Source organism: Propionibacterium freudenreichii subsp. freudenreichii, from assembly GCF_000940845.1.
Classification (GTDB): domain Bacteria; phylum Actinomycetota; class Actinomycetes; order Propionibacteriales; family Propionibacteriaceae; genus Propionibacterium; species Propionibacterium freudenreichii.
Map to the genome: position 1 here is coordinate 352,610 of NZ_CP010341.1, position 20,563 is coordinate 373,172.

Below are 20,563 nucleotides of genomic sequence, written 5' to 3' on the forward strand. Positions count from 1 at the left end.
GCGGGGCCGCCGGGAAAGATAGGTGCGGATAAAGCACCGTCTGTGGTGCCTCATCCGCACCTATCTTCCAAGTGCGGGTTGGGACGCCGCGGTCCCGCCCCTCATGGTCAACGCGGCACTAGGTGTACTTCCCCGTGACGTTGTGAACGCGGGCTGAGGGAGTCTGGCCGCCGATCCCGGTGTGGGGTCTGTGGTGATTGTAGTGATGGAGCCAGGTCTCGTAGGCTGCGGCGCGCTCGGCTTCGCTGGCGTAGGGCTTCGCGTAGGCCCACTCGACGGCGAGGGTTCGGTTGAACCGCTCGACCTTGCCGTTGGTCTGCGGCCGGTATGGCCGGGTCCACTTGTGCTTCACCTCGTCGCCGAGCGCGTCAGCGAAGGCGCCTGACCGGTAGCAGGAACCGTTGTCGGTCATCACCGCGGTGACTGTGACGCCCAGGCCTGCGAAGAACGCGTTCGCGCGGGTCCAGAACCCCGCTGCGGTCTCTTTGCGCTCGTCGTCAAGGATCTCTGAGTACGCGATCCGGGAGTGGTCGTCCACGGCGTGGTGCAGATACCGGTAGCCGCGAGAGCCGGCTGCCCCGGCACGGGCTGCCTTGTCGCGGGCCACTCCCGCGTGACGGTCCTGCATGGATCCGCGACCGTGGGCACGCCACCCGCCGCCGTCGGGGATCCGGCCTTGTTTCTTGATATCTACGTGCACGAGCTGGCCCGGCGCGGCGACCTCGTACCGTTTCGGCTTCGGGCGGCGAACCGGCAGCCCGGTGGCCTGGTCGATGTTGATCAGCTTCGGCATCTTGTATCGGGCGAGCACCCGACCGACCGTGGAACGGTGCAACCGCAGGTGATACGCGATCCGGTGCGGACCCCACCGGCGAGTGAACCGCAACGCGACGATCCGATGCTCCGTCTTACGCGAAAGCCGGTTCGGTGACGAGGTGGGCCTCGAACTACGGTCGATCAACGGCAGCCCTGCCCGGTACCTGTCGGCCCACCGCTTCACCGTCGCGGGCGAGCACTGGAACCGTTCCGCCGCCCGCCGCAACGACCAGCCCTGTTCCACGACGAGAACAGCAAGACGACGACGCCCTTCCGGTGTCAAGGGTGCGTTAGCGTGAGTCACGAAGACCTCCGTGGTCAGGAGAGTGAGTGTGGTAACCCACATCCTGCCCGGAGGTCTTCGCTACCTCACCCGTTCACAACCTCCCGGGGAAGTACAACTAGGGGAGGACTTTTACGTCGTCTAACCTGCAAAGGTCCTCACTTAGTGGGGGAAGGGTGGGGGGCGTCGTTCGGGGCCGGGCCAGTCCTCGAACCGGGTCAGAGCTCGGTGCCCGCGAAGAAGTCCTCGTCGATCTCGCCGATCTCGTAGGTCTTCTTCACCTGGACGCCCACGTGATAGCGGATCATGAGGGACGCCAGACGCGCGCCGTCAATCAGCACGACACGCGTGGGCAGTTTTTCGGCAAAGTCTCGGGCATCGGTGCTGAACCGGGAGGTGGTGAAGAACACACCCTGATTGGCACCGTTTCCCTGTAGCGCGCCCGCGAACGCCTGGACGGTGGGCCGACCGACTGCGGCGTCGAGGTCGTAGCGCTTGGCCTGTACGTAGACGCGACTCAGCCCGAGCGCGTCCTGATCGACGATCCCGTCGATTCCGCCATCACGCGAGAGCTGGGTGCGGGTGATGCGACCGTCCGTGCCGGGATAGCCCATCGCCTCCAACAGGCTGAGCACGGCGTCCTCGAAGAACGCCGGGTCCTGATCGTGCAGGCGCCCCAGTAGTTCGCTCGCCAGCTCTTCGTGGATGCGTTCGATGCCCTCCTCGATCTGCTCGGTGGGCGACAGCGCGGCGGTCTCGGCCGGGATGGTGCTGGACGATTCCGGAACCGACGCGGGTGACGTGGACGCTGCATTGCGGTGATTGCTGGGGATCACATACCCCGGCACTGCGCGCAGGTCGTGTTCGGTCAGGCCTGCCGGATGCGATGCCAGGAGCTGGCGGCCGACGTCGGTGATCCGGTAGTGGGCGCGTGTCGGACGCTCCACCGCCCCGGCCCGATACAGGTATGACAAGGCCCAATTGGCGCGATTCGCGAAGCGCGGTTGGCCCGAGGGCAGCAACTTCTCGCGTTGCTCGGGCGTGATGGCCAGAGCGTCGGCGACCGGGGCAGCAACGGTATTGCCCCGGTGGATGTCGCCATCGGCCAGCAGGCGCAGCGCGGGCACCATGAACTCTTCCCACGTGGGCATTGACGTCATGTGTTCTCCCCGTTCGTGGCGGGTGGACGCGGCAGTGCGACCACGTGCGGCCGACAGCATGGTAGCGGTCGGGTGGGTAGGGATCCGGGGCGCAGGGCCGCATCGTCGTTATCAGTGGGGGAGCCAGGATCGGTGCCGCTATAGGGCACGTCACTCGGAGGGATCAGGCCCTCCACGGGGTGCCCACGAAAGACAGGTGCGGATAAAGCACCGTCTGTGGTGCCTCATCCGCACCTATCTTCCAAGTGCGGGTTGGGACGCCGCGGTCCCGCCCCTCATGGTCAACGCGGCACTAGGGGAGGACTTTTACGTCGTCTAACCTGCAAAGGTCCTCACTTAGTGGGACCGGAGCTGCGGGCCGCTCGTCGACGCACCCGCCCCACATGCCCGCCCCACGCCGCACTACCCCACACCACCGACAAACAGGTTGGTTACGCACACATGAGACGGCTCATCTCATAGTTGTGTGGACCTGCTTGTAACGCCCCCGTGGCGGTGGGACGGTGTGGATATGACCATCGCCCCTCTCGAGATCCACGTCATCGCAGACTCCTCGGGTGAAACCGGTGCCCGGGTGGCCCGTGCAGCCCGCATGCAGTTTCCCAACCAGCGCTTCACCATCGTGCGCCATGCCCGGGTGCGCAACGCCGACACCCTGCTCGAGGTGTTCGACGACATCTCGGACTCCGCCGACCCCACGGTGGGCCAGTCGCGACGGGTCATCTTCTACACGCTCGTCAACGGCGAGATGCGCGGCATGGTCGAGCGCTATTGCGACGACAAGTCGATCCCGCGTGCCGACCTGATGGGTGATGCGCTGATCGCGCTGTCGCAGGTGGCCAAGACCAGCGCCGACGAGGTGCCGATGCGTCCGGTCGGCGTGGAGGCCGACTACTTCGAACGCATCAGCGCCATGGAGTTCGCCGTGCGCAACGACGACGGCGTGATGCCCGACTCGTTGCGCGAGAGCGACATCTGCCTGATCGGCGCCTCGCGCTCGGGCAAGACCCCCCTGTCGATCTACCTGGGCTATGCCGGCTACAAGACGGTCAACGTGCCGATCGTGCCGGGCATCAAGGCCCCCGAACAGCTCTACGAGATCGATCGCTGGCGCATCGTCGGGTTGACGATCGACGCCGAGCGCCTGCTGCAGATCCGCCAGCGGCGCGTCAAGGGGCTGGGCGGCTATGGCACGAAAGACGGATACTCGGACCTCGCCAAGATCTACGATGAACTTGACGAGGTGAAGGCCGTGCAACGAAGCCTGGGCTGCCCGATCCTTGACACCACCGGCCTGGCGTTGGAGGAGGCCGCGGCGCGCGTTATCGACATTGTGGAGAGGCGTGCCAAGCAGTTCGGCGCCCATTTGCGTCGTCCTGCCGGCAGCATGAAACTCACTCCCTGAGCGGGGTTGAGCTAGCGGCGCAAAACCGGAACAATCAAAACCACGCGGCCGACCGTTGCGTGTTCAACAATGAGAAGTCGAGATGGTGTCAAAGAAGTGACCAGTTCGACCCGACGGGGGAGTGTGCAAGCACCCCCGTCGCGGCCATAAGGGCCAACGGGGAGGCCCCGTTTGCTTGCCACATGTGTTGTCAAAGGAGATATCAGCCGTGAGCGAGAAGTACATCTACGATCTGTCCGAGGGCGATGCCTCGATGAAGTCCTTGCTGGGTGGCAAGGGTGCCGGTGTAGCCGAGATGATGCGTCTGGGCGTACCGGTGCCCGATGGCTTTACGGTCACCACGCAGGCCTGCATCGAGACGATGAACAATGGCGGCACCTGGCCCGCAGGCCTTCGCGATCAGATCTCTGACGCGCTCGCCCGCTTCGAGGAGCGTGCCGGACGCAAGCTCGGCGCGTCCGAGAAGCCGCTGCTGGTGTCGGTGCGTTCGGGTGCCGTCGTGTCGATGCCCGGCATGATGGACACCATCCTCAACCTGGGTATCTCCGACGAGTCGGTGGCCGCCGTGGCCGCCGAGGCCAACAATGAGCGCTTCGCCTGGGACTGTTACCGCCGCTTCATCCAGATGTACGGCGAGGTCGTCGAGGGCCTCGACGCGCACATCTACGAGGACGCCCTGACTGCCATGAAGCAGCGCAAGGGTGCCTCGCAGGACACCGACCTGACCGCCGAGGACCTCAAGGAACTCACCACGGAGTTCAAGCAGATCAGCGATGACGCCCTGGGCGGCGCCTGGCCCTCCGACCCGCGCGAGCAGTTGATGCGCGCCGTGGAGGCCGTGTTCAACAGCTGGCAGAACCCGCGCGCCAAGGTCTACCGCAAGGCGAACCACATCTCCGACGACCTGGGCACCGCGGTGAACGTGATGCAGATGGTCTTCGGCAACCGCGGCGAGACCTCCGCCACCGGCGTCTGCTTCACCCGCAACCCCTCCACCGGTGAGAACGCGCTGTACGGCGAGTTCCTCACCAACGCGCAGGGCGAGGACGTGGTGGCCGGCATCCGCACCCCGCGTCCCCTGATCGAGATGAAGGAGGTGCTGCCGCAGGCGTACGGCGAGCTGGTCGACACCATGCACAAGATGGAGACCCACTACCGCGACATGCAGGACATGGAGTTCACCGTCGAGAACGGCAAGCTCTACATGCTGCAGACGCGTAACGGCAAGCGCACCGCCGCCGCTGCGTTGAAGGTTGCCTCCGACCTGGTGGACGAGGGCCTCATCGACAAGGAAGAGGCCGTGCGCCGCATCGAGCCCGACCAGCTCGATCAGCTGCTGCACCCGGCCATCGATCCCGGCCAGAGCGCCACGCCGATCACCAAGGGCCTGCCGGCCAGCCCCGGCGCGGCCGTGGGTGCCGCGGTGTTCGACGCCGATACCGCCGCTGAGCGCGGCGAGGCCGGTGAGCCGGTGGTGTTGATCCGCTTCGAGACCACCCCTGATGACATCCATGGCGTGCTGCAGGCACAGGGCGTGCTCACCGCCCATGGCGGCATGACCAGCCACGCGGCCGTGGTGGCCCGCGGCTTCGGCAAGCCCTGCGTGGCAGGCGCCACCGACATCAAGATCGACACCGAGGCCAAGACGATGACCGTCGGCGGCGTCACGGTGCACGAGGGCGACACGCTGACCCTCAACGGCTCCACCGGCGAGGTGTTCAACACGGCGCTGAAGCTGATTCCGCCGCGTCTCAACGAGGACTTCCTCAAGGTGGTCGGTTGGGCCGACGAGATCCGCGACCTGGGCGTGGAGGCCAACGCCGACAACGGCACCGACGCCGCCAAGGCCCGTGAGTTGGGTGCCGAGGGCATCGGCCTGTGCCGCACCGAGCACATGTTCTTCGGTGACGACCGGCTGCCGGCCATGCACGAGATGATCCTGTCGGAGAACGACGAGCAGCGTCAGGTGGCGCTCGACAAGATCTTGCCGATGCAGCAGAGCGACTTCGAGGCGATCTTCACCGCCATGAAGGGCCTGCCGGTGACGGTGCGCCTGCTCGATCCGCCGCTGCACGAGTTCATGCCCGACCTGGTGACCCAGGCGCTGAAGGTGCAGGAGATGGAGCTCAAGGGCGCCGATCCGACCAAGCTGGCCGAGGAGCGTCGCACGCTCGCACAGGTGAAGAAGCTGCACGAGCAGAACCCGATGTTGGGCACCCGCGGTTGCCGCCTCGGCATGCTCTACCCGCAGATTCCCGACATGCAGGCCCGCGCCATCGCGCGTGCCGCGTTGGCCGTGCTCGACCGCGAGGGCGAGACGGTTGACCTGCAGATCATGGTGCCGTTGGTGCACCTGCGCCAGGAGCTGCAGCGTCAGCGCGAGATCGTGGTGGCTGCGGTGGACGACGAGCTCGACAAGGCCGGCCAGAAGCTCGACTACCTGGTGGGCACGATGATCGAGCTGCCGAGGGCCGCCCTGGTGGCCGATCAGATCGCGCAGGAGGCTGATTTCTTCAGCTTCGGCACCAACGACCTGACGCAGACCACGCTGGGCATCAGCCGCGATGACGCCGAGAACGGCTTCCTCGGTTGGTACGAGGCGCAGGGCGTGGTGAAGCGTGACCCGTTCGCCACGATCGACGTGGATGGCGTCGGCCAGCTGGTGCGCATGGGCACTGAGAAGGGCCGGGCCGCCAATCCGAAGCTGTCAGTGGGCGTCTGCGGTGAGCACGGTGGGGATCCCGACTCGATCGCGTTCTTCCAGTCGGTGGGCCTTGACTATGTGTCGTGCTCGCCGTTCCGCGTGCCGATCGCCCGGTTCGCTGCGGCGAAGGCCAAGCTCGCCCAGGCGGACGCAAGCAAGTAGCAGGTGAACCGCCGGGGTTGCCGCGGCCAGTGAGCGCGGCAACCCTGACGGCGCCGACGCAGGTGGACTCCGGCGTGCTGGGAAACCGGTGCGCCGGAGTTCTGTGCGTCGGCAGTTCTGTGCGGGCATGGGGGCGCACCCGTGGGAATCACGGTCGCGGAACCGCGCCCGGTGGAGCCGCAGAGATGCACCCGGTGGAAATGCGGCCGCGGAGATGCGGGCGTGGGGATACGGCCGCGACAGTGCGGCCGCTGAAATGTGGCCGAGGAGGCTGCAACCGTGGGGATACGGCCGCGGAAATGTGGCCGAGGAGGCTGCAACCGTGGCGATGCGGCCCGGGGAATGCAGGCCGTGGGAGAAGCGCGCCGAAGGGCCTGCCCTAGACTGAATTTCGCCGCCGGACGCCGCTGATGTGCGTCCGCGTGAGCCCGGACATGGTCACCATCGGGAGGGTTTTGTCAATGGCGGACGAGCACAACGGCGCAGTCGGAGCACCTTCGACGCATCTGTGGGGCGAGTCGGCCTGGCTTGCCCTCGACATGTGGCGGATCAGCTACACACCCGGTGACTGGTTGATGGTTGCCGGGCCGCGCTGCGTCGTCATGCTGCGCCCGCTGCCCAGCACCGACCCCGCCGCACTGGAGCCGTTGTGGCGCGATGTGTCGTCGGGGGCACCCCTCGAGCAGGTGATCGACACGCTCAACAAGCACGGCCTGGCGCAACTGTCCGAGGTGGCCGTGGCGGGACTGACCGCCGACGGCGTGCGCTGCCTGTTGCGTGGCGGCGTGCAGGTGTTGGACGCCCGATCGAGCCAGCTGCTGGCCCGCGGCGGCAGCACCCCCGCATGGTGCGACGCGGTGCTCAGCTCCCTGTACCTGCGCATCGTGCCCGCCCGCGACGACGGCGGCTCGGCGATGCCACTGTCGGCAGGGCCTGAATTGGAGATGTCGGTGGGCATGGCGCAGTGCGCCGCGGTGCTGGTGGACATGCGCGTGGAGACCCTCGCGGCGCGTCAGCCGGCCAGCGTCGACGCGCAGGTGCGGGCCGTGCAACGCGCCGAGTCCGGCGCAGAGGCTTTTGGTGCTGGTGCGGGCCTTGCGGCGCCCGGCCATGGTGGCGGTGCCTCCGCGCCCGGTGATGCCCCCATGGGCGTCGATGACGATGAGGACGCGGTGGATGGCGAGGACATCTCCGATGACCAGCCCGTCGGGGCAGACGGGCGCGATGTGTCCCGCATGGATATGGCGGACCGGAGCGACGTCTCCCGCGCAGGTGTCCCGGCTGCGCGCACCGATGGCGCGTCTGGTGCCCGCCCCTGGAGTGTCGGCACCCGGGCAACTGGTGGCGACGAGCGCGGCTCGGCTGAGTTGACCGCCGATGAGCAGGCTCGCGATGAGCAGTCCGCCGACACATCCCTCGACGCGGAGCAGTCCAGCCCCGAGCAGTCCGGCGCAGGACAGTCTGGTGCAGGGCAGCCGGGGGCGTGGCAGCCCCACGATCAGCAGGCCGACCACCAGCAGCCGGTTGACCAGCAGTCCGGCGGTGGGCATTCCGATGTCAGCCAGACCGAGGGGGACCAGGCCGATGAGGACCAGGCCGGCGCCGAACACGGCCGCCAGTGGTCCAGCGCATCCCCCGAGGTGCTGCGCGAGATGGGCCTGGCCGCCGACGGCAGCGAACCGGCATCCGCGCCGCCGGCGTCAGCACCCGCGGCTGGCGCGTCGCAGGTCTTCGGCGCCCCCGAGCGGCCTGCGCCGTCCAAGGTGGCGGACACCGGACAGCCCGACGCCGCCCGCGCCGCCCATGCGTGGTTCGAGGAGAGCACCGGCTTTGCCGTCGGCGCACCCTCCGACGCCGAGGCCTTCATGTTCGAACCCACCCAGGCCTTGCCCGACAAGCAGGCCATGCCGGTGGTCAACCCTCCCGAGCCCGAAGCCGCCAACGACGCCAAGGGGCCGGCAGACGCCCCCGCGACACCGGACGTGGACGGATCGGCCGATGCCGGGACCGACCCATCCGGGACCGACGTGGCTGCCGACGAGGGCTCGGCGCGCCGGCATCGTCCTGGCCAGGACTCCGCCGAGGGGATTCCGCGACGTCGCCGCCCGGTCACGTCCGGGGAGGGCAGGTCGGAGGAGAACCTCGGGCTGTCCCTGGTCGACGACCTGATGCGCGATTCCGAGCGCGCCGCGAACCACCCCGGCGAGTCCTTCAGCGTCGGGTTGTTCGGTGCGCCGATCGAGTCGTCGATCGACCTGAGCGCCCCGGCGCCGGTCGTGGGTTCCCGGGAGCCGCACGAGCCTGCCGAGCCACCGGCCCACGGCGTCGGGACGCCGGCCAATCCCGCTCCCACAAGCGGCGATGCCGCGCCGCAGCCAGCCCCGCACCAGCCAGCGCCGCACCAGGACGCGCCACAGCAAGGGAACCAGCAGCACGGGATTCAGCAGCACATGACCCCTGCCGGGGCGCACCCCGAGGTCGTTGCGGGCCTGACCAGCCCGGGCGCGGAAAGTCCCGGTCCGAGCGGCCCGAGCGCGGGTGATCCGGGGCACGACCGCAGGCCTGCCGACGGCCGCGCTGACCTCGAACCCGAGGCAACCCTCCAGCCCCCGGCAAGCACCGGGGCGCCCTTCACCCCGCCGGCGCCGGCATTCCCTGCGCCGTCAGAGCAGGGGCAGCGCGCTGACGTGCTGCCCGATGCCGCCCCGGACCGTCCCGGTGCGGTGCCGCCGATGCCCGCCGGGCAGGCCTCGGCCGCGAGCACGATGCGCGAACCTGCCGTGGAGTCGCCGCAGGGAGCGTCGGCCAGCGACACGGCCGGCCCCTCCCGGGCTGCCGGTGCCGTCCCGCGGGCGCCGCTGTTCCAGATCGTCACCTCGGGCAACCAGGTGGCGGTGCTCGACCGTCCCGCCGTGGTGGGTCGGGCCCCGGTGGTCGACGATGGCCTCAGCCGCGCCGTCACGGTGCCGAGCCCCGGGCACGACATCAGCCGAACCCACCTGCGCATCGAACAGCGCGGCGATGTGGTGGCCGTCACCGACCTGCATTCCACCAATGGGACGGTGATCAACGAGCCGGGCAAGAGCCCGTCCCACCTGGCCGACGGCCGGACCCGACTGGTGCCCGTGGGCACGGTGCTGGAGCTGGGCACCGGCGAACGCATCCGCATCGAAGCCGCCGACGCCTGAGGCGTGGCCGCGCGGTGTTCCGACAAGGCCCGGGCTCCCACAAGGCCCCGGATATCCACACGGTCCGGGCGACCGCGCGGTGCAGGCGTCCAAGAGCACAACCGTCCACCATGTCCAGCCGTCCACAGGGTCAGCCGATCACGCTGACAATCCGTCCACAAGGGTTGACTGTCCACAAGGGTTGACCGTCCACAGGGGTTGACCGGCCAGGAGGAACCATGAGCGATCCATCATCGTCGGCGCCCGAGGTGCGGGCTGCGGCCAGGGCTGCCCGCAGTGCGCTGGAACGGGTCACCAACCGTCGGGGACGAGTGGGGGTGCTCGGCTCGCTGAACGCGGACCTCACTGTCACCACGCGCACGCTTCCCGGCCCCGGCGAGACCGTCGTGGGCGATCCGCTGGTGGTGCGTCCGGGCGGCAAGTCGGCCAACCAGGCGGTCGCCTGCGCGCTGGCCGGCGCCGACACCCTCATGGTCGGGGCCGTCGGCGACGACGCCCATGGCGAGATGTTGCGGGAGTCGCTGACCCGGGCCGGGGTCGACATCAGCGGCGTGCGGAGCGCGCAGGTGGCCACCGGCACGGCCGTGATCACCGTGGACCACCGGGGCGAGAACACGATCGTGGTGTCAGCCGGGGCGAACGGCACGCTGGGGGCCGACGACGTGCGCGACGCCGCTGACGCCCTGCGCACGGTCAGCGTGCTGGGACTGTGCCTGGAAGTGTCTGACCCGGCGCTGTTGGCCGCACAGAGGCTCGTGAACTCGGCGGGCGGCACCACCGTGCTCAATGTGTCACCGCTGCGCGAGGTGAGCGCCGAACTCGTCGCGGACGCCCAGGTGCTCATCGTCAACGAACACGAGCTCGCGGCGGTGGTCGGCTCCGATCCGGGCCGGGAGCCGGCAGATATCGCGGCAGCGCTGGACGGCCATGGCATCGGCCGCGCCGTCGTCACGCTGGGGTCGCAGGGTTCGGTGGCCGTGGAGGCCGGACTGGTGGTGAGCGTGCCCGCCTTCCCCGTGCAGGCCATTGACACCACCGGTGCCGGCGACGCCTTCATGGGCACCCTCATGGCGGCGATCGCCGCCGAGGTGCCGCTGGGCGAGGGCGCGGCCCTGGCGTCGGCGTTCGCGGCCATTGCCGTCACCCGACGCGGTGCCCAGGCCTCCTACCCCGGCCAGCCGGAGCTGCAGGAGTTCCTGGCCCGCTGGTGACGTGGGAGTGGGTCCGCGCGGAGCCGGGTATCCAGCTGGGATACCGGGCCATCACGCCTGACCACCGGGCGCTTGCCGGCCACCGGGCTGTCGCGCCTGACCACCGGGCGCTTGTCGGAGGCCGGGCTGTCGCGCCCGGCTCACCGTGCCCGGCTGGCCCGGGGCAGTACGGCAAGGCCCGGTGTGACCAGGCCCAGTGCGACCAAGGCCCAGTACGACCCGGCTCAGTGCGACCAAGGCCCAGTACGACCCGGCTCAGTGCGACAAGTCCGCCTGCGGCGGCGGCCCCGCCGGCCGACTCGAATCGTCCGACGCCAGCGGCAGGCGCAGCGTGAACGTCGTGTGGCCGTCGGAGGAATCCAGCGCAGCAGTGCCACCGTGGGCGGCCATGACGGCCGCGACGATGGCCAGGCCGAGCCCCGTGGAACCCTCCTTGTCGTGGGTGCGGGCCACGTCGGCGCGCGCGAAGCGCTCGAACACCTTGTCGGCGATCTCGGGCGGCACTCCGGGCCCGTTGTCGTGCACCCGGATCACGGCCTGATCGCCCTCGATGCCCACCGAGGTGTCCACCTGGGTGCCCGCGGGGGTGTGCTTGCGGGCGTTCGACAGCAGGTTGGCCACCACCTGGTGCAGCTGATTGCGGTCGGCCATCACGGTGACCGCCTCGTCGGGCAGGTTGAGGCGCCAGTGGTGGTCGGGGCCGGCCACCTGGGCGTCAGAGGCGGCATTGAGCACCACCTCAACCACGTCGGTCTCGGCCAGCTGCAGCTCGGGCTTGGTGTCCAGCCGGGCCAGCAGCAGCATGTCCTCCACCAGCCCGCTCATCCGCTCCGACTCGCTGGTGATGCGGCTCATCGCGAAGGCGGTGTCGGGATCGAGCTCGTTGGCGCGTCGCTGGGCGAGCTCCGCATAGCCACGGATCGACGCCAACGGATTGCGCAACTCATGGCTCGCATCGGCCACGAACTGCTTCACCTTGTTCTCCGACGCCTCGCGCGCCGTCAGGGCACCCTCGACGTTGTCGAGCATCCGGTTGAACGACAGGCCGACGCGTCCCACCTCGTTCTTCGGATCGGTCTCGGAGTTGGGGATGCGGGGCGGCAGGTTCACCTCGCCCTTCTCCAGGTCCATGCGGGAGACCTCATCGGCGGTGGTGGCCAGGTGGTTGAGGGGGTCGAGCGAGCGACGCACCACGCTGCGCGCGATGATCGCGGCGGTGCCGATGGCCAGGGCGGCGAGGATCGCCTCGAAGATCACCAGGCGGTGGATCACGCTGTTCGACCGCTCCATCGGCACGCCGACGAACAGCTTGGCCGAGACGGTGGACTCGGAGCCGTCGGCGTTGGGCACGCCGATGCGCACATTGCTGGCGACCACCCGGTAGGAGCCGAGCTCCGCCAGCCGCACGGTGTGGGCGCGCGGATCGACCGGCACCTTCGCGATGGCGTCATTGACTCCCGAGGAGGTGCGCACGGTCTGGGTGCGGTCGTAGGTCTCGACGCTGCCGACGGTGGTGCCGTCGCCCTGCTGGATCACCACCACCGCGTCGGCGGGCAGGCCGCCGAGCGAGATGGCGCTGCCGGTGGGTGACGAGTTCCGGCTCTCGGCGCCGACCGACTGCGACAGTTCGTGGTCAACCTCGTTGACGAGGATCTGGTAGACGACGAAGGTGCTCAGCACGCCCAGCAATATCGCGATCGCGGCGACCAGCGCCGAGATACGGGCCACGAGCTGGCGGCTCAGCGTGCCCTTGGCCATGGCCGGGGCCTTCCTGGCCCGGGCCATGCCATTGGTGGTCTGGGTCAGCAGTTCCTGGCCGGCCGCGGTGGGCACGGTGCCGGGACTGACCGGCACGGTGCCGGTGGCACCACTGACAGGGGCAGCGCCGCTGGCGCCGGTTGCGGTGGCGTCCGGCTGGCGGGGGAACGACGCGTTCGCATTCGACGACATCGAGGCATCGCCGGAGGGCGCCACGAAACCCGGACCGGACTGGGTCGTCGCGGAGTTGGTCGTCCCGGAATGGGCTGCCTCGTCCCGGATCGCCCCGGGGTGGGCAGCGCCGGGCTGCTCGTTCGGATGCTGGACGCTGCCGCCGGGCTGCTCAGGCCGGCTTGAGGACATATCCGGCACCGCGCATGGTGTGGATCATCGGTTCGCGTCCGGCGTCGATCTTCTTGCGCAGGTAGCTGATGTAGAGCTCCACCACGTTGGCCTGGCCGCCGAAGTCGTAGTTCCACACGCGATCGAGGATCTGGGCCTTGGACAGCACGCGCTTCGGGTTGCGCATCAGATAGCGCAGCAGCTCGAACTCGGTGGCGGTGAGGTGGATCTCGTCGCCACCACGCGTCACCTCGTGGGAGTCCTCGTCGAGCACCAGGTCACCGACGATCAGCTCGGACTCGGAGCGCTTGCTGGTGGCTCCGCTGCGGCGCAACAGGCTGCGCAGCCGGGCCATCAGCTCCTCCACGCTGAACGGCTTGGTCACATAGTCGTCGCCGCCGGCGGTCAGGCCGACGATGCGATCATTCACCGCGTCCTTGGCGGTGAGGAAGATCACCGGCACGTCGGGCTGTTCGGCGCGCACCCGGCGCATCACCTCGAGGCCGTCGAAGTCGGGCAGCATCATGTCGAGCACGATGGCGTCGGGATTGGTGTCGCGCGCCGCACGCACCGCATCGGAGCCGGTGGCCGCCGTCGTGGGTTCCCAGCCCTCGTAGCGCATCGCCATCGACAGGAGTTCAGTCAGACTGTTCTCATCGTCGACCGCCAGCACGCGGATGGGCGTGCCGTCGGGGCGGGTGAGCAGTTCGGGTGCATTAGGTCCAGCCATGCGTCCATCCTGACAGCGAGCACACAGGCTTCACTGTAGAAAGCCTGTGCGTTCACTGTGGGCGGATATGCCCGGGTGTGTCGCCTGCGGACGCGCCGCCGGTGCACCTGCTGCCCGCGGGGGAGACGTTGCCCGCAGAGCGGACGTCGTTGACAGTGCTCGCTGGTCGCGCCTAGATTTGTGGGCAATCGGGGCACCTGCCCCACTGCCATGAGGATGATGATGACTGTCGACACGACCACCGCCACTCGCGGTGCCGCCCTGTCGCCGGACCAGCTCGTGACGAGCCCCCTCGTGATGATGCCCATGCTGTGTTGTGGGCGAATGCTCTGCGCCTGCTGAGCAGACCTGTTCGACTCGCCCCCGGGCGACCGCATCCATGCGGGACAGGCCTTCTCGCCACAGGACCCGTGTCCGTGACAAGGCGCTCCCCTCAAAATCGCTCGTGCCCATGTGGCCCCGCCGTCGAGTCGGTGGCCAGCGCCGAGCCACCACTGCACGTCCCAGCACTGCACAACCCACCACAAGCCCACAGCAAGGATGATGAGCCATGAGCAATCCCACGAATCCCGCCAATCCCAGCGGCGGAACCCCCGGCGCGCTGCCCGAGAAGCCACACAGTGGCCCCAGCAAGGGCCTGATCATCGGCATCGTCGTGATCGTGCTGGCCATCATCGTGGGCCTGGTGGTGTTCTTCACCACCCGCAAGCCCAAGGCGGCAGCCACCACCACGGTGACCATCGGCGTCACCGACGAGTCGCAGCCCTACTGGGCCAAGCTGAAGGAGCTCGCGGCCAAGGAGAACATCACGGTGCAGACGAAGAACTTCGCCTCCTACACCGAGGTGAACCCGGCGCTGCGCCAGAAGCAGCTCGACCTGAACCAGTTCCAGCACCTGCTCTACCTGGCCAACTACAACGTGCAGAACAACGACAACATCGTGCCGCTGGGCGGCTCCATGATCGTCCCGCTCGGCCTGTACTCGAAGAAGCACACCTCGGTTGACCAGATTCCCCAGGGCGGCGAGATCGCCATCCCGAACGATCCCACCAATGAGGCCCGCGCCCTGCTCGTGCTGCAGGCAGCCGGCCTGTTGAAGCTGAACGGCGGCGGCACCGCACTGTCGACCCCCGCCGACATCGACCAGGCCAACTCCAAGGTGAAGGTCACCCCCGTGGACGCCGCCCAGACCGCAGCCTCCCTGCCCAGCGTCGACGGCTCCATCGTCAACAACTCGTTCGCCGCCGATGCCAAGCTGGATCCGTCCAAGGCGCTGTACAAGGACGACCCGAACAGCGCGGCCGCCGAGCCGTACATCAACGTCTTCGCCGTGCGCAAGGACGACCTGAACAACCCCACCTACAAGCGCGTCGTCGAGCTCTACCATGAGAAGGCGGTTGCTGACCTGGTGGTTTCTGGCTCCAATGGCACCGCGGTGATCGTCGAGAACAAGTCGCAGGCCGACCTGCAGGCGATCCTCGACAAGTTGGAGACCCAGATCAAGGAGAAGAAGTGACCCAGAGCGATCCGCGACCGGGTGACCACACCCTGACCAGCCAGATATCGTTCCGCGATGTCTCGAAGGTCTACAAGACCGCGTCGGGGTCGGTAACGGCCCTGAAGGGAATCAACCTGGACGTGAAGCCCGGCGAGATCTTTGCGGTCATCGGTTACTCGGGCGCGGGCAAGAGCACTCTGGTGCGGCTCATCAATGGGCTTGAGAAGGTGACCTCGGGCAGCGTCGAGGTCAATGGCTTCGACGTGACGAACATGACCGAGCACCAGTTGCGCAAGGTGCGTCCGGAGATCGGCATGATCTTCCAGCAGTTCAACCTGATGCAGTCGAAGACGGTGTACGAGAACATCGCCTATCCGCTGCGCCTGGCCAAGTGGAGCAAGGCCGACATGAAGGCCGGCATCACCGAACTGCTGCACTTCGTGGGGCTCACCGAGAAGGCCTGGGTGCACCCCGACGAGCTGTCCGGCGGCCAGAAGCAGCGCGTGGGCATTGCCCGGGCGCTGGCCACCAAGCCGTCGGTGCTGCTTGCCGACGAGTCAACCAGCGCCCTGGATCCCGAAACCACCCAGGACGTGCTCGGCCTGCTGCGGCGCGTCAACGAGAAGCTCGGCGTCACCATCGTGGTGATCACCCACGAGATGGAGGTGGTGCGCGCGATCGCCGATCGCGTGGCCGTGCTCGACAACGGCGACCTGATCGAACAGGGGCCGGTGGACCAGATCTTCGAGACCCCGGCCACCGAGACCACCAAGCGGTTCGTCAACACGATCATGCGCCACAATCCCAGCACCGAGGAATGGGACCGCCTCCGTGCGGAGAATCCCGATGCCACGCTGGTGAGCGTCAAGTCGGTGGACCCGGGCGAATTCGGCGCGGTGCTGGCGCAGATCAGCGACGACGCCAGCGACGACCACAAGGTCAGCTTCGCCATCGTGCAGGGCGGCGTGGTGCAGGTGAAGACGCGCTCCATCGGCAGCTTCACCCTGGCATTGCGGGGCAGCCCCGATGCGATCTCGCGCGCCAGCGACAAGCTGTTGGCGATCTCGCACCAGAAGTCCGATGAGGCCCCGGCGCCGCCACCACGCGAGGCCACCGATGAGCCGGCGCAGCTGGTGAACAGCGCGCCCGGCTCGGCGGGGTTGATGACCGGTGAGACGGTGTCGCCGGCCCGCGCGGCCGGCCAGGACGACGCGGCCGGGCAGAGCGACGGCGCCCGCGACAACGGGATCGCCACAAACGGATTGGGGGTGCGGGCATGAACTGGGACACCATCGGCCCCGTCTACGGCAAGGCAATCGTCGAGACCCTGATCATGGTGGTGATCACGCTGGTCATCGGCGGTTTCGCCGGCCTGCTGCTCGGCCTGGGCCTGTACTCCACCCGTCGCGGTGGGGTGATGTCGAACTCCGGGCTGCACACCGTGCTGAACGTGGTGGTCAATATCGTGCGACCCATTCCGTTCATCATCTTCGTCACGGCCATCGGCCCGTTGACGCTGCTGGTCATGGGCACCACGATCGGCACCACTGCGGCAACCTTCGCCCTGTGCGTGGCGGCCACCTTCGGCATCTCACGCATCGTGGAGCAGAACCTGGTGACCGTCGATCCCGGCGTGATCGAGGCGGCCCGTTCCATGGGTGCCGGCCCCTGGCGCATCCTGTTCACCGTGGTGATCCCGGAGGCCCTCGGGCCGCTGATCCTGGGCTACACCTTCGTGTTCGTGGCCGTGGTGGACATGACCGCCGTGGCCGGTGCGGTCGCCGGTGGCGGCCTGGGCCAGTTCGCGATCAGCTACGGCTATCAGCGCTTCAACTGGGGCGTGACGGGCCTGGCGGTGGTCACGATCATCGTGTTGGTGCAGATCGCGCAGTTCACCGGTAACCGGTTGGCGCGCAAGGTGATGCGTCGCTGACAAGGGGCTTTATTGGTCGCTCTTGATGGTTGAAGGGGCGGGCGGACGACTGGTGTCGTCCGCCCGCCCCTTCGGTTTGTGGGCTTTGGTTGGGAGAGTCTCCCGTGCCCATCGGAGCGTGAGGCTACTTCACAGTCAGGACGCCCTTGATGACGGCGCGGTGGATGAAGGCTGCCATGGCGTCACGGTTGGTGTCGGCCAGGGGGCGGTAGGTGCTGTCGGGCCATCCGGTGGAGATGCCGGTGGAGGCCATCCATTCGATCTCGCGGTAGTACATGTTGTCGGCGGGCACGTCGTGGAACGACGGGCTGGCCGGCAGCGCCACTGCAGGGCTGCCGGACTGGCGGTACAGGAACGCAGCCATCGCGTCGCGGGAGACCGGGGTGACGGGACGGAGGGTTCCGTCGGGCCAACCGGTGGTGATGCCCTCGTGCGCGGCCCACTCGATCTCCTTGTAGTACATGTTGCTCGGAGCAACATCGGAGAAGGTCTGCTTCGTCGGGGTGAACGCCGGCGAACCTGCCATGCGGTAGATGTAGGCGATCATTGCGTCACGATTGATGGGCGTGACGGGACGGTAGGTGCCGTCGGGCCAACCGGTCGTGATGTTGTTCGCCTTCAACCAGCAGATGTCGTTGAAGAACTGCATGTTCGGGGTGACATCGGTGAAGTACTGGGTATCGCAGGTGGGTGTGGTGCCCTTGTTGTAGGTGAAGTACCAGGTGGCGGTCGCACCCTCGGTGAGGGTGTAGCCGTCCTGTGCCTTGGCGGTGACGGTGATCTTCTGCCCATCGTTCAGGGTGATGGTGCCGGTGACGGTCTTGCCGTCGACCTGGTAGTCAACGCCGGGGACGGTGGGGATGGTGACCTGGTCTGCGCCCTGGCTGGGTGCCTTGGGGGTGACCGTGTTGCCGGTCTCACCACCGCCACCACCACCGGTGGTGCCGGTCCCGACCTTCACGTAGAAGGTGTTGCTCACACCGTCAGGGGCGTAGGTGACGGTCACCGGGTAGGTGCCGTTCGCGCCAGTGTTCACCTTCGAGATGTCGATCTTCACATCGTCGCTGGGCAAGGTGATGGGGTTGCCGGCATGGTCGTTGACCACCAGGCCGAGGTTCCCCACGGGATCGAACTTCCCGCCCACGGCGACCTCGGCATCATGGCCGTCGATCACCTGGCGCAGTCCCACGTAGGGGGCCGTGCGATCGGGATTGACCTTCACCGGGTTGCCATCGGAGTCGACGACGTTGGCCGACGTGGTGCTGGCTTGGTAGATGTACTGCGTCATCCGATCGGCACCGCTGAACTCGGTGTCATAGCCGTGCTCCTTGACGGCCGCCGCGAGGGGCGCCGTGGGAACCGTGTAGTAGCCCTTCAGGTACAGCAGCCCATCGGAAGCCCCCGACGCGGCGGCCACCCTGAAGTTGTTCACCCAGTAGTTCACGCCATTCTCGGCCTTGGGCATGTACTGCTGCAGTGAGGGAACGGTCGTGTACTTGCTGCCGTCCTTCGACTTCACGGTGGCCAGGAAGGCACCGGTGTAGGGCACAAGGCTGGTGTCGCCAGCCTTCAGCGGGCTCGCGAAACGGATCGAAGTCTCGGGGACCGCGTTGACCGAGATGCCGTAGGACGCCGCGCCGATGCTGAATACCAGCCCGGTAGCCGGGTCCTGAAGCGTCGGCAGCGTCAGTGGCACTCTGATCGTGATGCTGGCATTTGGGGCGAGCGTTCCCCGGAGTTCCACCTTCTCGAGGGACGTGGGCGCCTTTGTCGCGTCAGCGGTTCCGTCGAGGGACTTGTACCGGTAGGTGATCGACTAGTCCGTCAGCTTGCCTGTGATCAGGTCCGGGTCCAGCTCACTACCCTTGAACGCGCTCGGGTCGACATCCACTGACTTGGAGTCATTGTCATAGCCGATATAGAACCTCGGGAGCGTCATCTGCTCGTCGACCTTGAAGTCGGCATCCGAGGTGTTCTTGATGGTCATCACCTGGTACATCGACTTGACCTGATCGGCATCGACGATCGAGTGGCCGAGACTCTTTGGCAAGACCAGTTTCTTCCCCGCGGCGTTCGACATCGCCGGGGTGCCGGTGCCATCGGCGGTGGTGTAGGCGGCGATCTGCGAGTAGAGCTGGATCTTGTCGTTGCTGTGGGCGTCTGTGTACGCGCCCTGGGCGAAGTCAGAGTCGTTGATCACCAGGCTGGACGCCTCGGCGGCAGCGTCATTGCTGGCCACTGTGCCGTTTGCGGCGGCAGCCGCGACGGCAGTCGGGGTGTTCGGCGCGGCAAAGGCCGTGGCCGGGGCGATGAAGCTGGTGCCGATCAGGGCAGCGGAAGCTGCTGCCGCGATCGCAATCCGGCTCAGCCGGGGGAGTTGAATCCGTGACATGTACTCGTCACTCACTTTCGATGGGGTGGAGAGCCGCCAAATGGGTAGCCCGCCAAAGGCGAACAGTGAACGGCTCTGTTTTGTCATCCTTTCGCAAACTATGAATTCTCGCCACGCGCTGTGATTGCGCTGTGGGCGATCCGAAGTGATTGTGTGACGGAATCCTGCACCATGGGCCACACGGTGCAGGAATCGACGTCAGGGGTAGCCGATCGGGGACCCCAGCACCCTTTCCCGGGCCCTCGTCCACCGGCTTGGAGGTCGCTCGGAATCACCGTCCCCAGGCTCTGGGGTCCGCTCGTGAGCGATGTATCGTTGGGTATCGCTGAGCAAGCCACGGACATATCGTCCACGGCTTGCCACCACGACGAAAGGACTGACATGTACGGAGCATTCGGCAGGGGACCCGGCGGCCGTGGGCGTCGCGACAACGGCTTCGACGGTGGCCTCGCGGCGCCGTTCGACCAGATCGAGAAGCAGTTCCGCGACTTCGTGCAGGCACGCACCCAGAGCCGTGCCGCCCGCGGCGACGTGCGCGCAGCCGTGCTGGCGCTGCTGTCCGAGGAGCCCATGCACGGCTACCAGATCATCCACGAGATCGACAAGCGCAGCGCAGGCGCTTGGAAGCCCAGCGCCGGCTCGGTGTACCCGACGCTGCAGATGCTGGCCGACGAGGGACTCGTCTCGCTCGAGGAGCAGGACGGCAAGAAGGTCTACAGCCTCACCGAGACCGGCCGCAGCGAGGCCGAGGCGGCCAGCGACAAGCCCAAGCCGTGGGAGTCGGCGGCCGACAATGACCTGCCCGAGTCGATGGTGCTTCCGCGGGCCACGGCGCGCCTGGTGCAGGCAGTGGGCCAGGTGGTCACCACCGGCAACGCGTCCACCACCCAGGCCGTCACTGAGGTGATCGATGAGGCTCGCCGCAAGGTCTATTCGATTCTTGCGCAAGACTGAAGCAGGTCGCCTTCGCGGCGCGGGTGA

At 67.6% G+C, this 20,563-nt stretch carries 14 protein-coding genes; 8 read left to right on the forward strand and 6 right to left on the reverse strand.

The window, feature by feature from the left end; all coding sequences use genetic code 11:
- Positions 1-118: 118 nt before the first annotated feature.
- On the reverse strand, positions 119-1,120 hold the full coding sequence (locus RM25_RS01420) for an IS481-like element ISPfr17 family transposase (RefSeq protein ID WP_044636591.1): 1,002 nt from the start codon (positions 1,118-1,120) through the stop codon (positions 119-121).
- 197 nt (positions 1,121-1,317) lie between these two features.
- Positions 1,318-2,259: a restriction endonuclease gene (locus RM25_RS01425; protein WP_036943148.1), complete on the reverse strand. Its 942-nt coding sequence runs from the start codon at positions 2,257-2,259 to the stop codon at positions 1,318-1,320.
- Positions 2,260-2,770: 511 nt separating this feature from the next.
- Between RM25_RS01425 and RM25_RS01430 the strand changes: the two genes are divergently transcribed.
- From RM25_RS01430 to RM25_RS01450, 4 genes are all read left to right on the forward strand, one after another.
- Positions 2,771-3,664, forward strand: a complete 894-nt coding sequence (locus RM25_RS01430; RefSeq protein WP_044635928.1) for a pyruvate, water dikinase regulatory protein — start codon at positions 2,771-2,773, stop codon at positions 3,662-3,664.
- Positions 3,665-3,872: 208 nt separating this feature from the next.
- Positions 3,873-6,530, forward strand: a complete 2,658-nt coding sequence (gene ppdK / locus RM25_RS01435; protein WP_013160252.1) for a pyruvate, phosphate dikinase — start codon at positions 3,873-3,875, stop codon at positions 6,528-6,530.
- A gap of 461 nt (positions 6,531-6,991) precedes the next feature.
- Entirely contained in the window at positions 6,992-9,718 is a 2,727-nt protein-coding gene (locus RM25_RS01445) for an FHA domain-containing protein (RefSeq protein ID WP_052809067.1), read from the forward strand.
- A gap of 218 nt (positions 9,719-9,936) precedes the next feature.
- Positions 9,937-10,929, forward strand: coding sequence for a ribokinase (locus tag RM25_RS01450; protein ID WP_052809068.1), 993 nt, complete (start codon positions 9,937-9,939; stop codon positions 10,927-10,929).
- A gap of 255 nt (positions 10,930-11,184) precedes the next feature.
- Here the strand turns inward: RM25_RS01450 and RM25_RS01455 are convergent, their stop codons facing one another.
- Both RM25_RS01455 and RM25_RS01460 read right to left on the reverse strand, forming a co-directional pair.
- Positions 11,185-13,050, reverse strand: coding sequence for a sensor histidine kinase (locus RM25_RS01455; RefSeq protein WP_052809069.1), 1,866 nt, complete (start codon positions 13,048-13,050; stop codon positions 11,185-11,187).
- Complete coding sequence (locus RM25_RS01460; protein ID WP_013160256.1) at positions 13,031-13,759, reverse strand: response regulator transcription factor; 729 nt, start codon at positions 13,757-13,759, stop codon at positions 13,031-13,033. Before RM25_RS01460 ends, RM25_RS01455 begins: the two co-directional genes overlap by 20 nt.
- Before the next feature lie 550 nt (positions 13,760-14,309).
- Here RM25_RS01460 and RM25_RS01465 point away from each other — a divergent pair.
- Genes RM25_RS01465 through RM25_RS01475 form a run of 3 tightly spaced genes read left to right on the forward strand, consistent with a single transcriptional unit; the run spans position 14,310 to position 17,190 of the window.
- Complete coding sequence (locus tag RM25_RS01465) at positions 14,310-15,275, forward strand: MetQ/NlpA family ABC transporter substrate-binding protein (RefSeq protein ID WP_036943101.1); 966 nt, start codon at positions 14,310-14,312, stop codon at positions 15,273-15,275.
- Positions 15,272-16,537, forward strand: coding sequence for a methionine ABC transporter ATP-binding protein (locus RM25_RS01470; RefSeq protein WP_044635930.1), 1,266 nt, complete (start codon positions 15,272-15,274; stop codon positions 16,535-16,537). Before RM25_RS01465 ends, RM25_RS01470 begins: the two co-directional genes overlap by 4 nt.
- Positions 16,534-17,190: a methionine ABC transporter permease gene (locus RM25_RS01475; protein ID WP_013160259.1), complete on the forward strand. Its 657-nt coding sequence runs from the start codon at positions 16,534-16,536 to the stop codon at positions 17,188-17,190. The genes RM25_RS01470 and RM25_RS01475 overlap by 4 nt, the downstream gene beginning before the upstream one ends.
- 124 nt (positions 17,191-17,314) lie before the next feature.
- On the opposite strand, the gene RM25_RS01480 is transcribed toward RM25_RS01475, so the two are convergent.
- Both RM25_RS01480 and RM25_RS01485 read right to left on the reverse strand, forming a co-directional pair.
- The gene (locus tag RM25_RS01480; RefSeq protein WP_044635931.1) at positions 17,315-18,886 is read right to left on the reverse strand and encodes an S-layer homology domain-containing protein; all 1,572 of its coding nucleotides are present in this window, start codon (positions 18,884-18,886) and stop codon (positions 17,315-17,317) included.
- A 120-nt stretch (positions 18,887-19,006) separates the two neighbouring features.
- The gene (locus RM25_RS01485; RefSeq protein ID WP_143828468.1) at positions 19,007-19,669 is read right to left on the reverse strand and encodes a hypothetical protein; all 663 of its coding nucleotides are present in this window, start codon (positions 19,667-19,669) and stop codon (positions 19,007-19,009) included.
- Between the two features lie 294 nt (positions 19,670-19,963).
- Here RM25_RS01485 and RM25_RS01490 point away from each other — a divergent pair, with 294 nt between their 5' ends.
- The gene (locus RM25_RS01490; RefSeq protein ID WP_013160262.1) at positions 19,964-20,536 is read left to right on the forward strand and encodes a PadR family transcriptional regulator; all 573 of its coding nucleotides are present in this window, start codon (positions 19,964-19,966) and stop codon (positions 20,534-20,536) included.
- Positions 20,537-20,563 lie beyond the last annotated feature (27 nt).

What these genes read in the sequence shown, in the direction of transcription:
- RM25_RS01425 (WP_036943148.1), bottom strand. Translation starts at nt 2,259, where the DNA reads ATGACGTCAATGCCCACGTGGGAAGAGTTCATGGTGCCCGCGCTGCGC.
- RM25_RS01430 (WP_044635928.1), top strand. Translation starts at nt 2,771, where the DNA reads ATGACCATCGCCCCTCTCGAGATCCACGTCATCGCAGACTCCTCGGGT.
- RM25_RS01445 (WP_052809067.1), top strand. Translation starts at nt 6,992, where the DNA reads ATGGCGGACGAGCACAACGGCGCAGTCGGAGCACCTTCGACGCATCTG.
- RM25_RS01450 (WP_052809068.1), top strand. Translation starts at nt 9,937, where the DNA reads ATGAGCGATCCATCATCGTCGGCGCCCGAGGTGCGGGCTGCGGCCAGG.
- RM25_RS01455 (WP_052809069.1), bottom strand. Translation starts at nt 13,050, where the DNA reads ATGTCCTCAAGCCGGCCTGAGCAGCCCGGCGGCAGCGTCCAGCATCCG.
- RM25_RS01460 (WP_013160256.1), bottom strand. Translation starts at nt 13,759, where the DNA reads ATGGCTGGACCTAATGCACCCGAACTGCTCACCCGCCCCGACGGCACG.
- RM25_RS01465 (WP_036943101.1), top strand. Translation starts at nt 14,310, where the DNA reads ATGAGCAATCCCACGAATCCCGCCAATCCCAGCGGCGGAACCCCCGGC.
- RM25_RS01475 (WP_013160259.1), top strand. Translation starts at nt 16,534, where the DNA reads ATGAACTGGGACACCATCGGCCCCGTCTACGGCAAGGCAATCGTCGAG.
- RM25_RS01485 (WP_143828468.1), bottom strand. Translation starts at nt 19,669, where the DNA reads ATGACAAAACAGAGCCGTTCACTGTTCGCCTTTGGCGGGCTACCCATT.
- RM25_RS01490 (WP_013160262.1), top strand. Translation starts at nt 19,964, where the DNA reads ATGTACGGAGCATTCGGCAGGGGACCCGGCGGCCGTGGGCGTCGCGAC.